Here is a 14,123-nt window from a genome sequence, read left to right as displayed (position 1 = left end):
ATGTCATGAAATTTGCTGTCCTTGTCTTTCCCGGCTCCAACTGCGATATCGACTGCTACAAAGCGGTACAGGAAACGCTTGGCGAGCCCGTTGACTATGTGTGGCATACGGCGACCGACCTGTCCGATTATGATTGCATTATCGTTCCGGGCGGCTTTTCTTACGGCGACTATTTGCGCTGCGGCGCGATTTCGCAGTTCGCTCCCGTGATGAACGAGGTAGCCAAAGCGGCTGAGCAGGGCAAGTACGTGCTCGGCATCTGCAACGGCTTCCAGATTCTGACCGAGGCGGGACTGCTGCCGGGCGCGCTGCGCCGGAATGAATCGATCAAATTCCGATGTCACGATACGACGCTTAAGGTCGTTAATTATAAAACGCCGTTCACGAAGGACTATGCGGAAGGCGAAGAAATCGTCATTCCGATCGCCCACGGCGAAGGCAACTATTACTGCGACGAAGAGACGCTGGCTTCGCTTAAAGCGAACAACCAGATCGTATTTACTTATACGGACAATCCTAACGGCTCTGTCGCCGATATTGCGGGCATCTCCAATGAGCGCGGCAACGTCGTCGGCATGATGCCGCATCCGGAGCGGGCGGTCAATACCCTGCTCGGCTCGGAAGACGGCAAGAGAATGTTCAGTTCCATTTTGAAAACCTGGAGGGATACTCATGGCACAGCAAGTGTCCGCTAAGGAACCGACCGCGGAGCAAATCAAGGACCAGAAAATTTACAGCCAGTTCGGCGTGTCGGACAGCGAATACGAGCTGATCTGCTCGTTCATGGGACGCCTTCCGAACTATACCGAGATCGGCGTGTTCAGCGTTATGTGGTCCGAACACTGCGCGTACAAGAATTCGAAGCCGCTGCTTCGCCGCTTCCCGGTAAGCGGACCCCGCGTCCTGATGGGACCGGGCGAAGGCGCAGGGATCGTGGATATCGGCGACAACCAGGCCGTTGTATTCAAAATCGAGAGCCATAACCACCCTTCGGCGGTCGAGCCGTATCAAGGTGCCGCAACGGGTGTGGGCGGGATTATCCGCGATATTTTCTCGATGGGCGCAAGACCGGTAGCCATTCTGAACTCCCTTCGTTTCGGCAAGCTTGAGAGCGACCGGGTTAAATATCTGTTCGAGCATGTTGTATCCGGCATCGCCGGCTACGGCAACTGTATCGGCATCCCGACCGTCGGCGGCGAAGTGATGTTCGACAACAGCTATGACGGCAATCCGCTCGTTAACGCGATGTGCGTCGGTCTGATCGACCACGACAAAATCCAGCGCGGTGTCGCCAAAGGCGTCGGCAACCCGGTATTCTACGTTGGACCGCCTACGGGACGCGACGGCATCCACGGCGCGACCTTCGCTTCGGTTGAACTAAGCGAGGAGTCGGAAGCGAAGAAGACGGCGGTGCAGGTCGGCGATCCGTTCATGGAGAAGCTGGTTATGGAAGCCTGCCTCGAGCTGATCGATTCCGGTATTGTACTCGGTATTCAGGATATGGGCGCAGCGGGTCTGACCTGCTCAAGCTCGGAAATGGCGAGCAAGGCAGGCAACGGTCTGGAGCTGTATCTCGACCAGGTGCCGCAGCGTGAGGAAGGCATGACGCCTTACGAGATGATGCTGTCGGAATCACAGGAGCGGATGCTGTTCGTTGTCGAGCCGAAGGACGAGGCTCAGGCGCAGGAGATTTTTGACCGCTGGGGCGTGATCTGCCGCAAAGTCGGTAAAGTGACGGACGACGGCCGCCTAAAGCTGTTCCACCACGGCGAAGTGGTTGGCGACATGCCGGTAACGGCGCTGGTGGACGAGTGTCCGGTTTATGACAAGCCTTCTTCCGTACCGGCTTATTACGAGGAGAACGCGGCTGTCGATACGCTGCGTTATGAAGAAGTAACCGACCTTGGCGGCGCATTGAAGAAGGTGCTGGCTTCCCCGACGGTGGCAAGCAAAGCGTGGATTTACAACCAGTATGACTACATGGTCCGCACCAGCACGGCGGTTCGCCCCGGCTCGGACGCCGCGGTCGTGACGATTAACGGAACGCGCAAGGGCCTCGCGATGACGACGGACTGCAATGGCCGCTACGTGTACCTCGACCCTGAAGTCGGCGGCAAAATCGCAGTCGGCGAAGCGGCGCGGAACATCGTCTGCTCCGGCGCGCAGCCGCTGGCGATTACGGACAACCTGAATTTCGGCAGCCCGGAGAAGCCGGATATTTTCTGGCAGATGGAGCGTGCTGTTGACGGCATGGCGGAAGCCTGCCGCGTGCTGGACACGCCGGTTATCGGCGGCAACGTCAGCCTTTACAACGAGAACGCAACGGGTGCCATCTATCCGACTCCGGTAGTCGGCATGGTGGGACTGGTAGAAGATACGGATCATATTACGACTCAAGCCTTCAAGAGCGAGGGCGATGCCATTCTGCTGCTCGGCGAAACGCGCGCGGAGCTTGGCGGCAGCGAGTTCCAGTACGCCGTGCATGGCGTAACGGAAGGCCGTCCGCCGCAGCTTGACCTGGCGGTTGAGCGCAAGCTCCTTGACGCCGTGCTCGGCGCCATCCGCAGCGGCCTTGTCCGCTCGGCGCATGACCTGTCCGAAGGCGGTCTGGCGGCTGCGCTGGCCGAGAGCTGTATCAGCGGCCGTATCGGCGCCAACGTTGAACTGGCTTCGAACGAACTGCGCCGCGATGTGGCGCTGTTCAGCGAGAGCCAGTCGCGTATATTGCTTACTGCTTCGAGCGACAAGGCTGAGGAACTGCGTGCGTATATCGCCGCTGCGGGCGTGCCGGTTCAGGTCATCGGCAGCGTAGGCGGCGAGCGTCTGCGCGTAAATCTTGACGGTTCTTCTGCCCTGGACGAACCGGTGGCGGAGCTTACAACCATTTGGGAGGATGCTATTCCATGTCTTATGAAATAAAGACCGGGAACAAGCAGGCGGAACCCCTCCTGTGGACCGGCGACTTTTACAACGAAGGAACGGGCTCGGGAGATATATTTGATACATTAAAAGAAGAATGCGGCGTTTTCGGGGTCTTCGGACACCCGGAAGCCGCTTCCATGTCTTATTACGGCCTTCACGCACTTCAGCACCGCGGTGAGGAAAGTGCGGGGATCTGCGTGGCGAACGGCCGGGATTTCAATTACCACCGCGGTATGGGACTGGTAAAAGAAGTGTTCGACAAAGATAAAATCCAGTCACTGGTCGGCGACATGTCCATCGGGCATGTTCGTTATTCCACCAGCGGCGACAGCCGGCTGACAAACGCGCAGCCGCTCATCTTTAAATACCGCGATGGCGATCTGGCGATTGCCACGAACGGCAACATCGTGAACGAGCCGCTGATCCGGCGTGAGCTGGAGAGCAGCGGCTCGATCTTCCAGACGACAAGCGATACCGAGGTGCTGGCGCATCTGATCGCGCGTTCGCCGAAGGATTTTGTGGAAGCGGCCAAAGAGGCCCTTCAGCAGCTCGTCGGCGGCTTTGCTTTTCTGCTGATGACAAACGACAAGCTGCTGGTTGCTTCCGATCCGAATGGCCTGCGGCCGCTCGTGATGGGGCGTGTTGGGGAAGCGTATATTTTCGCTTCCGAATCCTGCGCGCTGGAGACGATCGGCGCGGAGCTTGTCCGCGACATCACTCCGGGCGAACTGCTGATCCTGGACGAGAACGGCTTGACCGAGGACCGGTTCGCCGAGCCGCAGCGCAAGGCGCTGTGCGCGATGGAGTATATTTATTTCGCCCGGCCCGACAGCGACATGAACGGAGCGAACCTGCACGCCGCCCGCAAGCGGATGGGCAGCCGGCTCGCGCTTGAAGGCTTTGTGGACGCCGATATCGTGACCGGCGTGCCGGACTCCAGTATCTCCGCCGCGATTGGCTACGCGGAGCAGACCGGCATTCCTTACGAGCTTGGGCTGATCAAGAACAAATACACCGGCCGGACCTTCATCCAGCCGAGCCAGGAGCTTCGCGAGCAGGGCGTCAAAATGAAGCTCAGCGCCGTCCGCCGCGTCGTGGAAGGCCAGCGCGTTGTCATGATCGACGACTCCATCGTGCGGGGCACGACCTCGCGCCGGATCGTCAATCTGCTGCGCGAAGCAGGAGCGACCGAGGTGCATGTGCGCATCACCTCGCCGCCTTTCAAGAACCCGTGCTTCTACGGCATCGACACGCCGGACCGACGCGAGCTGATCGCTTCCCATCAGTCGATTGAAGAAATTCGCCGCGAAATCAACGCGGATTCGCTGGCGTTCCTGTCGCCCGAAGGGCTGATCCAGTCCATCGGCGGCCTGAGCGGCGGAGAATACAAAGGCGGGCTGTGCCTGTCCTGTTTCGATAACGATTATCCGACGCAGGTTGACTTTGGCGGGGCGGAGAAGGAAGGCTGCGGCTGCTAAGGTGGGTCCATCCCCCTAAATCCCCCTTGCCAAGGGGGACCCCGGAGGGCCAGCCCTCCGGCCACCCGAAAGTTCGGCGTAACGGAGTTTGGTTTGAGCTTGCTAAGCGGGGGTTGGCGAGGGCAGCCGCTTGTCGTCCCTTCCGCTTGCACGGACTAGCGGGACACGCTTTACGGCGCTGCGCCCCCCGGCATCCGGCCTGTGGCCGCCGCCGGGGCGCGTTGGCACCGCTGCTTCGCATAGCGGTGCATAGGGGCTCGTCCAGCCCCAACCTGTTCGCTTCGCGAAGGCCTGGCTGGACTCGCCGCAGGCGAAGAGGACCGCCGCTATGTCCGGCGGTCCCAAGGGGCTCGGCCGCCCCGTGCTGTTCGCTGCGCGAAATCGCGGCAGGCCTCGCCCCGGGCACGGGCGCCGTTCCTAGGCGCCCGGCCTATCCCGCTCCCCCTCGATTCCGGGAAGGCGTCATGAAGGGGAAGGTTGGAACTGGAGAAGCGGAAGCGTTCGCCTTTATGCTCGGATTTCAACCGCCAGGCGGTTCAATCAGGAAATCCGAGCATAACAGCGATCGGAAGTCCAAGCTGTCCACGAAATGACGACTTAACCGGAATCTTTTGCTTAACTACATGAAAAGAGGTGTCCAAGTGTCGGAAGCTTACAAAAACGCCGGTGTGGATATTGCGGCGGGCAATGAAGCGGTAGAACGAATGAAGAAGCATGTAAAGCGCACGTTTCGCCCCGAGGTCATGACGGATCTCGGCGGCTTCGGTGCGCTGTTTGGCTTGAATAAAGACAAGTATGAGGAGCCTGTGCTCGTATCCGGAACGGACGGAGTCGGCACGAAGCTGAAGATCGCCTTCGCGGCGGACCGCCACGATACGATCGGCATCGACGCGGTCGCCATGTGCGTGAACGATATTGTCGTGCAGGGCGCGGAGCCGCTCTTTTTCCTGGATTATCTGGCCTGCGACAAGGTGGTGCCGGAGAAGATCGAAGCGATCGTTTCGGGGATCGCGGAAGGCTGCCATCAGGCGGGCTGCGCGCTGATCGGCGGAGAGACGGCGGAAATGCCGGGCATGTACTCGGAAGGCGAATATGATATCGCCGGATTTACCGTGGGCGTTGCCGACAAGGCCAAGCTGGTAACCGGCGAGCATATCGCGCCTGGCGATACGGTGATCGGACTTGCTTCAAGCGGCGTGCACAGCAACGGGTTCTCGCTGGTGCGGAAGCTTTTGCTTGACGGAGAAGGCGGATACAGCCTGGATGAAGTGCTGCCGGAACTGGGCGCGCCGCTTTCCGACGTGCTGCTCGCACCGACCAAAATCTACGTTAAACCGCTTCTCGGACTGCTGGAACAGCTTCCGGTGAAGGGCATGGCGCATATTACCGGCGGAGGCTTCATCGAGAACATTCCGCGTGTGCTGCCGGATAACGTCAATGTGGACATCCAGTACGGCTCCTGGCCGATTTTGCCGATTTTCGAGCTGCTTCAGCGTAAAGGCAGCGTGACCAACCGCGATATGTTCACGACCTTCAATATGGGTATCGGGCTGGTGCTCGTAGTGGGCTCGGACGACGCGGATAAAGCGCTCCAGTTGCTGAAAGACAGCGGCGAGGAAGCGTATGTGATCGGCAAGGTCACGGAAGGAGAACGCAAGGTCACCTTTACGGGAGCGGATGTATGATGAACTACAGCCGGATCGCCGTGTTTGCTTCGGGGCAGGGCAGCAATTTTGCGGCGCTGGCGCAGGCGCAGCGTGAAGGGCGGCTGGGCGGCGGCGTCATCGAACTGCTGGTGTCCGACAGACCGGAAGCGCCTGTGGCGCAGCGAGCGCAGGAGGCGGGGATTCCGTCCCTGCTGCTGCTGCCCAAGGATTTTGACAGCCGCGAGCAATATGAAGCACGGATTGTAGAGGAGCTCAAGCAGCGCGAGATCGGGCTCATTGTGCTGGCCGGATATATGCGGCTCATCACCCCGGTGCTGCTGGCCCCTTACGAGGGGCGCATCGTTAACATTCATCCGTCGCTGCTGCCGGCCTTCGCCGGGAAGGACGCGATCGGACAGGCGCTGGACTACGGCGTGAAGCTGACGGGAGTGACGGTGCATTTTGTCGATGGAGGCATGGATACGGGACCGGTCATTGCCCAACGCGCACTTGCGGTGGAGGACGGAGATACGGCCGATTCGCTGGCTGAGCGTATTCACCGGATCGAGTACGAGCTTTATCCGGAAGTGGTTGCTGCTTTTGCGGCCGGAAAGATCAAGCTGGACGGAAGAAAAGCAACGGTTCGGCAATAATGGCGGCAGGACGGATCTCAAAGTCAGCTTCATTCGACATTTGAACGATGAACGCCGGGAGTTATGATATTTCTCGGGAAATATTGCAAAAGCGGTGAGAAATGTCGGATAGGCGGGCTTCCGGACCGGATCGGGATATATTAAAAAGCAAGAGCATCCTTTTGCGTAAGATGGCTGCCGGAAGCGAGGAACAGGACGTTTAGCGCCTGAATCATTCATGCAGTCAATGTTTTACCCAATAAACGGCAAGTCAAAATGGAGGAGGACTATACAAAGTGAGTATCAAAAGAGCGCTGGTCAGCGTATCGGATAAACGGGGCATCGTGGATTTTTGCCGCGAGCTGTCGGCATTGGGCGTAGAGATCATCTCCACGGGCGGAACGAGCACCCTTTTGGCCAAAGAAGGCGTACCGGTCATCGGCATCTCCGATGTAACGGGCTTTCCGGAAATTATGGACGGACGCGTCAAAACGCTGCATCCTGCCGTTCACAGCGGCCTGCTGGCCGTTCGGGACAACGAGGAGCATACGCGCCAGATGAAAGAGCTTGGTCTGGATTACATCGACCTGGTCGTTGTAAATCTGTACCCGTTCGCGGAGACCATCGCCAAGCCCGATGTGACTTACGAGGAAGCGATTGAGAACATCGACATCGGCGGTCCGACCATGCTGCGTTCGGCGGCGAAGAACCATGCGTTTGTAAGCGTAGTGGTGGACGCCGACGATTACGCCAAGGTGCTTGAAGAAGTGCGCGCTGGCGGCGACACGACACTGGAAACCCGCAAACGGCTTGCGGCAAAAGTATTCCGCCATACGGCGGCTTATGACGCCCTGATTTCCGACTATCTGTCCAAGGTGACCGGCGAACCGCTGCCGGAGCGCTATACGGTAACTTACGAGAAGATTCAGGATCTGCGCTACGGCGAGAACCCGCATCAGAAGGCGGCATTCTACCGGACGCCTTTGGCGGCTTCGGACACACTGACCGGCGCCGAGCAGCTGCATGGCAAGGAACTGTCCTACAATAACATCAATGACGCCAATGCAGCATTGCAAATCGTCAAGGAATTCGACGAGCCGGCCGTAGTTGCGGTTAAGCATATGAATCCTTGCGGCGTCGGCGTCGGCGAGAGCATTTTGCAGGCTTACCAAAAAGCCTACAACGCTGATCCGGTCTCCATCTTCGGCGGCATCGTGGCGGCTAACCGCTATATCGATTCCGATACGGCGAATCTGCTGAAGGACGTTTTCCTGGAAATCATCCTCGCTCCGGGCTTTACGGATGAAGCGCTGGAGATCCTCACGAAGAAGAAGAACATCCGCCTGCTGAAAATCGGAGGGCTTGGCGAAGCTGCGGCGCGGAAGAGTAGCTTTGTAGTCACGACGGTCGAAGGCGGCATGGTCGTACAGGAAAGCGACGTTCACTCCGTTAATCCGGACGATCTCAAGGTTGTAACGGACCGCAAGCCGACCGAAGAAGAGCTGAAGCAGCTTCTGTTCGGCTGGAAGGTCGTCAAGCATGTGAAGTCGAACGCTATCGTACTTGCTGCAGACGACATGACGATCGGCGTGGGCGCGGGTCAAATGAACCGCGTGGGCGCGGCAAAGATCGCCATCGAGCAGGCGGGCGACAAAGCCAAGGGTGCGGTACTCGCTTCCGACGCATTCTTCCCGATGGGCGATACGCTTGAAATCGCGGCCAAAGCGGGCATTACGGCGGTCATCCAGCCGGGCGGCTCTGTCCGGGACGAGGAATCGATCAAGGTTGCGAACGAGCACGGAATCGCTATGGTGTTCACCGGCGTCCGTCATTTCAAACACTAGAACGGACCGGAGGTTTTATTAGGCATGGATATTTTGGTGATTGGCGGCGGCGGACGGGAGCATGCAATTTGCTGGAGCCTGTTCAAGAGCCCCAAAGCGGATAAAATTTACTGCGCACCCGGCAATGCCGGGATCGCGCAGGTGGCGGAGTGCGTGCCGATCGGCGTGTTCGAGTTCGACAAGCTGGCGGCGTTCGCCAAGGAAAAAGAGGTCGGGCTCGTAGTCGTCGGACCCGACGACCCGCTGGCCGCGGGCATTGTAGACGTTCTTGAGGCAGAGGGGCTCAAGGTGTTCGGACCGCGCAAGAACGCGGCTGAGATCGAGGGCAGCAAGGCGTTCATGAAAGATCTGCTGCATAAATACAATATTCCGACGGCGGCTTACCGGAAGTTCACCGACTACGCCGAAGCTTCGGCTTATTTGAAGGCGCAGCCGCTGCCGATTGTCATCAAGGCAGACGGCCTTGCGGCGGGCAAGGGCGTAACCGTGGCCTACTCCCGCGAGGAAGCGGAGAAGGCGCTGGAGGATATGATGGTATCCCGAGTATTCGGCGAGTCCGGCAGCCAGGTCGTGATCGAGGAGTTTCTGGCCGGACAAGAGATGTCGATTCTGGCCTTCGTTGACGGCGAAACGGTCCGTCCGATGCCGGCGGCGCAGGACCACAAGCCGGTCTTTGACGGCGACAAAGGCCCCAATACCGGCGGAATGGGCACCTATTCTCCGCTGCCGCATATCGACGACGCCATCATCCAGAAGGCGATTGAGACGATTGTGGAGCCGACGGCCAAGGCAATGGTCTCCGAAGGCCGGCCTTTCCGCGGCGTCCTGTTCGCGGGACTGATGATTTCGCCGGACGGCACACCCAAAACGGTCGAGTTCAACGCCCGCTTCGGCGATCCGGAGACCCAGGTCGTCCTGCCGAGATTGAAGAGCGACCTGCTCGAGATTTTCCTCGCCGCTGTAGACGGACGGCTTGACGAAATCGAGATTGAATGGAGCGACGAGGCCGCTGTATGCGTCGTCCTCGCATCGCAAGGATACCCGGGTTCGTACCCGAAAGGCGTTCCAATTGCCGGGCTGGACGAGGCCGGCCGGGAAGGGCTTGTTTTTCATGCCGGTACGGCACTCGGTCCTGACGGGGGAATTGTAACCAGCGGCGGACGGGTGCTCGGCGTTGTCGGGCTCGGTGCAGGCATCGCAGAAGCGCGGGATGCGGCCTATGCGAACGCCGGCCGGATTTCCTTTGACGGCAAGCAGAACCGGACCGATATCGCGGCCAAAGCGTTACTGTGACCATAGCCTTAGATCCGTTCGGGAGAATCTACAAATTTTTATGTTAAATGTCCTAAAAAAGGACTGACAAGGCGTGAGAGAAGTGCTATAATACAACTCGTACGGGGGAAAATGTACGGAATATATACAGAAGAAAGGGTCTTTCCGGTGACGGAGGGACCCTTTTTAAATGCTGGAAATGCTATAATGTCGTTGAACAGTCATGCGAAGTATAGCTTGAGCATACGTGCGGGCTGTTTACTTCTTGGCGTGGTACAGATGTAAGGAGGAATAGGTTTTGATCAAGATTGGAAGAAACGACCAGTGTCCGTGCGGGAGCGGCAAAAAATATAAAAAGTGCTGTCTCGGCAAAGAACGGGACGCCATTCCCACACTTAGCCTGGTGGGTTCTGGAGCCGGATCGGCCGTGCAGGGCACGATCGTACAGCCCCCCATGGAGGAGCCTCCCGCTTTAGAGGGGAAGACGGCTTCCCCAAAGGACAAGCTGACGCTTCCGAAGCTTAGAAAATTAGTCTCGCGCGACCTGCAGTGGGAGAGTCCGGCGCATGAAAGCCTGGGCCTCACGCTGATTGAGCAGATGAGATATGAGTATGACAAGGAACTGATCGCGGAAGCGCTGATGCTGTGGAACGGCTATTCGCGTGTGGTTAAACCGATGGTGAAGAAGGAAGGCGTATTCTGCGCGGCGATTGAATATCTGCTGTCCGAGGAGTATGGCTTTATGCTGAGCCAGGCGGACCTGGCCCGGAAGTACGAGGTATCGCCGGCCACGATTGCGCGCAGAGTCAAGGAATTGCGAGCATATGCCGTGGAATATGGCATCGGAAGCCCGGACGATTCGCTCTCTCCGGACGTCCTTGTTGGAACGCTCCGCGGAAGCGCCAAGGAAAAGGCGCAGCTGATCGTACATAAAGCGATGGAATCGGGCAATTCCAAGAACAGAGTTCAGCTGGCGAAAGCGGCGCTTGATCTGGATCCCGACAACCCCGGGGCCTATTTGGTGCTGGCTGAGGAGGCCGTGAACGAGGAGGAAGTTCGTACGCTGCTGAAATCCGGGATGGAGGCCGGGCGCCGGGAACTGGGGGCCGAGTTTTTTGCTGAGAACAAAGGTCACTTCTGGCTAATCCAGGAGACAAGACCATACCTGCGCGTCTGCATGAGCTATGCGGAATCCTGCTGGTTCGGCGGGGCTTCGGAAGAGGCGGCCCATACGCTTGAGCATATTCTGGAGCTTAACCCCTCTGACTCTATGGGAGCGCGCTATTTGCTGCTTGCCGTTTATTTGTACACCGATACCGATGGGCTGGATAAAGCGGAAGAGCTGCTGAAGGCTTACGGCTCTGACGAAGGGTCCGCTTCGTTTGCCTATGACCGGATGGTGCTGGAATACAAACGCCACGGCGTCACTTCCCGCTTGAAAATGCTGTATCGCGTAGCCAGGGGCGTAAATAAGCATGTGCCGGATTATCTGCTCGGCGTCAAAATGCTTCCCCATAATCTGCCCGATTTTATCGGGAGGGGCGACGCCAACGAAGCGGTGGAGTACGTGATCATGCACTCGCGGTTGTGGGCGAATGTGCCGGAGCTGCTGAAATGGATGCTGAAGCAGTAAGGTGGACTTTCACCAAAGCCTTTGCTCCTTCTCCTTGGGAGTGAAGGCTTTTTTGCTGCAAAAATGTTTAAATTTTGACATCGACACATAGCTGCCAAAATTTTCGATAGAAAAGCTAACATCCCCTACATAACTCGAAATGCAAATCCGATAGCAAATATTAAAGGCATTTTCTGAAACAGATTTTCATTTCTTTACACTTTGTTCAATTGTCGTTGTTAAACGGTGAAGGAATAAAGCGGAATTTTGTAGAAAAAAGTCGAAATAAGAGAGAAGCTTTTTTCTCAGAAAACCAATAAGCAAGTTTATTAATTAATGTTGAAGGCGGGATCATCATGGTACAAAAATCACCTCGTAATGAACACAATGAGCCGGTTGACAAACGGTCAGAGGAAAGCGGCTCCACAACCAATCGCAGACCATGGTCACAAGGAATGTTCCCGTCAAAGCTGAAGCTTCGCCGGAAGTCCACAGCGTCGTCCAAACCTGTGCTGAAGGCGGCGCAGTCAGGAGAATGTACGGAAGAACGGGCGGGTGTCAAAGCCTTGGCCGGGAAGGTGCTGCACATGTTCTCCGATATGGGAATCAGAGGCAAGCTGTTTTTGGCCGTGATTGTGTCGGTCGTGATCATTTTAACGGTCATGGCGTCCGTCATCTACACCAATGCGAAGAAGGTGATCGTGAGCGACCTGCTTCAATCCCTTGATTATGAAAAGGGCCAGATTTCCTCGAAGGTGAACGATTTGCTGCTGCCGGCTGGAAACAGTGTGCAGCTGCTGGGCGCCAACGCTTTTGTGAGAGAATTCATCGCAAGCGTGCCTTCTCCGGACCAGGTCAAGACGACGGAAGGCTACACCGGGCTGGTTCGCACATTGAATCTGACGAAGGACAGCAATAAAAATCTGCTGAACGTCTATATCGGTCTGGACAGCGTTAACAAGGTCATTACCCAGGATGAATTCGAGCCTCCGGCCGATTACAACATGAAAGAACGCGCGTGGTATGCCACAACGGTCAAGAATAACCGTCTTACGGTGACCGATCCTTATATTGACGCCGGCTCCGGCAAATTGGTTGTTACCCTCAGCGCTCCAATTGTGGACGACAGCGGCAAGCTGCTTGGCGTGGCGGGTGCGGACATTTCGATCGATCAGATGACGAAGGAGCTGAAGAGCTTCAACTACAAGGGCAGCGGATTCGCGCTGCTGATCAATAAGACGGGCACGTTCATATACCATCCGAACAGCGACTACATTCTGCTGAAGAAGATCGGTGAGCTGGGGACGGACTGGAAAGCCGTCAGCGACAAAATGATGCAGTGGGGCTCAAGTGTTACGAAGACGGATATCGAGGGACGTTCCAATTATGTTTCATATGCTCCCGCCGTCGACCATCAATGGGCTGTAGCGCTTGTCGTGCCTTCGGGGGATGCGGAGAGCGCCCTGAAAAGCTTCCAGATTATTTTTATTGTGTCGATTCTTGTGTCCATTGTCATTCTGGGCCTCCTGCTGTATTTCGTTTCCGGCAATCTGCTGAAGCCGATTCCAGTCTTGACCTCCGCCTTCGGGGCCGCGATGAACGGGGACCTGTCGGTGCGCGCCGACTTCAAGGCCATCGGGGAGATGAAGCTTCTGGCTACAGGTTTTAATGAAATGATCGCTTCCCAGCAGAGAATGATCGGTGAAATCATGCGGACGTCACGAAGCATTTCGAGTGCGGTGGAAAATACGGAGAAAAATATTTTTTCCCTGGATGAAGATATCGCGGACGTCTCGGCCACAACAGAACAATTGTCGGCGGGGATGCAGCAAACGGCCGCTTCCATGGAGGAAATGAACGCCAGCACGCTGGAAATCGAGAGCGCCATTAACAGCATCGCCTTGAAGGCCCAGGAGGGTGCGGAGTCGGCAAGGAATATTAACGCGCGTGCCGAGCGGCTGAAGCAGTCGGCCATCGATTCCCGCCAGGCGGCGGACCGCCTGTTCGGGCAGAGTGAGGAGAAGCTTCGGAACGCGATCGAAGAGTCCCGGTCGATTGAACAGATCAAGGTTCTGACGACGGCTATTCTGGAGATTGCCTCGCAGACGAATCTGCTGTCGCTGAACGCCTCCATCGAGGCGGCGCGGGCCGGAGAAGCCGGGCGCGGATTTGCCGTGGTGGCCGAGGAAATCCGGAAGCTTGCGGAACATTCCCGCGAGGCTGTAGGGGAAATCATGCAGGTCACCGGCTCGGTCGTTACGGCCGTGGGCAGCCTCGTCGAAGGGGCGGAGGATATGCTGCAGTTCATGGATAAGCAGGTGCTGCGCGATTACGACGCCATGCAGCAGACGGGCTCCCAGTACAGTGACGACGCGAAGTATGTGGAAGATCTGGTGACGGATTTCAGCGCCACGACGGAGGAGCTGCTTGCCTCCATCCAAAATATGCTGAGCGCCATCAGCGAAACGACGATTGCTACGAACGAAGGCGCCGAGGGCGCCGGCAATATAGCCGAAAGATCGGAGCGGATTATTAACCAATCCCGAGGCATCATAACGGAGATGGAAGAGATCCGGCAGAGCTCGTCGGCGCTGCTGGATACCGTGTCCCGCTTTAAGGCGTAGAACATGGAATGATATGCCGCAGTCCGGCCCCGGCGTTTACAGAAGCGCCGGGGCCGTTTTGCGCGTGAATGCTTGAAAAATTGCCGCCGGGGG

The 14,123-nt window shown here is 57.4% G+C and carries 9 protein-coding genes; all 9 read left to right on the top strand.

The window, feature by feature from the left end; all coding sequences use genetic code 11:
* Positions 1 to 5: 5 nt before the first annotated feature.
* Positions 6 to 695, top strand: coding sequence for a phosphoribosylformylglycinamidine synthase subunit PurQ (gene purQ, locus G5B47_RS16460; RefSeq protein WP_025333143.1), 690 nt, complete (start codon positions 6 to 8; stop codon positions 693 to 695).
* Positions 673 to 2,919, top strand: a complete 2,247-nt coding sequence (purL, locus tag G5B47_RS16455) for a phosphoribosylformylglycinamidine synthase subunit PurL (protein WP_165100136.1) — start codon at positions 673 to 675, stop codon at positions 2,917 to 2,919. The genes purQ and purL overlap by 23 nt, the downstream gene beginning before the upstream one ends.
* Positions 2,904 to 4,400, top strand: coding sequence for an amidophosphoribosyltransferase (purF, locus tag G5B47_RS16450; RefSeq protein ID WP_165100134.1), 1,497 nt, complete (start codon positions 2,904 to 2,906; stop codon positions 4,398 to 4,400). The genes purL and purF overlap by 16 nt, the downstream gene beginning before the upstream one ends.
* A 641-nt stretch (positions 4,401 to 5,041) precedes the next feature.
* Positions 5,042 to 6,085, top strand: a complete 1,044-nt coding sequence (gene purM, locus G5B47_RS16445) for a phosphoribosylformylglycinamidine cyclo-ligase (RefSeq protein ID WP_165100131.1) — start codon at positions 5,042 to 5,044, stop codon at positions 6,083 to 6,085.
* Positions 6,085 to 6,699: a phosphoribosylglycinamide formyltransferase gene (gene purN / locus G5B47_RS16440; RefSeq protein WP_165100217.1), complete on the top strand. Its 615-nt coding sequence runs from the start codon at positions 6,085 to 6,087 to the stop codon at positions 6,697 to 6,699. Before purM ends, purN begins: the two co-directional genes overlap by 1 nt.
* 275 nt (positions 6,700 to 6,974) lie before the next feature.
* Positions 6,975 to 8,522 (top strand): bifunctional phosphoribosylaminoimidazolecarboxamide formyltransferase/IMP cyclohydrolase, encoded by a 1,548-nt coding sequence (gene purH / locus G5B47_RS16435; RefSeq protein ID WP_165100128.1) that lies wholly within the window; start codon positions 6,975 to 6,977, stop codon positions 8,520 to 8,522.
* A gap of 24 nt (positions 8,523 to 8,546) precedes the next feature.
* Positions 8,547 to 9,815, top strand: a complete 1,269-nt coding sequence (gene purD, locus G5B47_RS16430) for a phosphoribosylamine--glycine ligase (protein WP_165100126.1) — start codon at positions 8,547 to 8,549, stop codon at positions 9,813 to 9,815.
* 277 nt (positions 9,816 to 10,092) lie between these two features.
* Positions 10,093 to 11,427, top strand: a complete 1,335-nt coding sequence (locus G5B47_RS16425) for an SEC-C metal-binding domain-containing protein (RefSeq protein WP_165100124.1) — start codon at positions 10,093 to 10,095, stop codon at positions 11,425 to 11,427.
* A gap of 335 nt (positions 11,428 to 11,762) precedes the next feature.
* Complete coding sequence (locus G5B47_RS16420; RefSeq protein WP_165100122.1) at positions 11,763 to 14,030, top strand: methyl-accepting chemotaxis protein; 2,268 nt, start codon at positions 11,763 to 11,765, stop codon at positions 14,028 to 14,030.
* The last annotated feature ends 93 nt before the right edge of the window (positions 14,031 to 14,123 follow it).

The sequence above is a fragment of the Paenibacillus apii genome, assembly GCF_011043685.1.
GTDB classification, from domain to species: domain Bacteria; phylum Bacillota; class Bacilli; order Paenibacillales; family Paenibacillaceae; genus Paenibacillus_AQ; species Paenibacillus_AQ sabinae.
The sequence above is the reverse complement of the archived record's forward strand: the minus strand, read 5'-3'. Positions and strand labels throughout refer to the sequence as shown.

What these genes read in the sequence shown, in the direction of transcription:
- purQ (WP_025333143.1), top strand. Translation starts at nt 6, where the DNA reads ATGAAATTTGCTGTCCTTGTCTTTCCCGGCTCCAACTGCGATATCGAC.
- purL (WP_165100136.1), top strand. Translation starts at nt 673, where the DNA reads ATGGCACAGCAAGTGTCCGCTAAGGAACCGACCGCGGAGCAAATCAAG.
- purF (WP_165100134.1), top strand. Translation starts at nt 2,904, where the DNA reads ATGTCTTATGAAATAAAGACCGGGAACAAGCAGGCGGAACCCCTCCTG.
- purN (WP_165100217.1), top strand. Translation starts at nt 6,085, where the DNA reads ATGAACTACAGCCGGATCGCCGTGTTTGCTTCGGGGCAGGGCAGCAAT.
- purD (WP_165100126.1), top strand. Translation starts at nt 8,547, where the DNA reads ATGGATATTTTGGTGATTGGCGGCGGCGGACGGGAGCATGCAATTTGC.
- G5B47_RS16420 (WP_165100122.1), top strand. Translation starts at nt 11,763, where the DNA reads ATGGTACAAAAATCACCTCGTAATGAACACAATGAGCCGGTTGACAAA.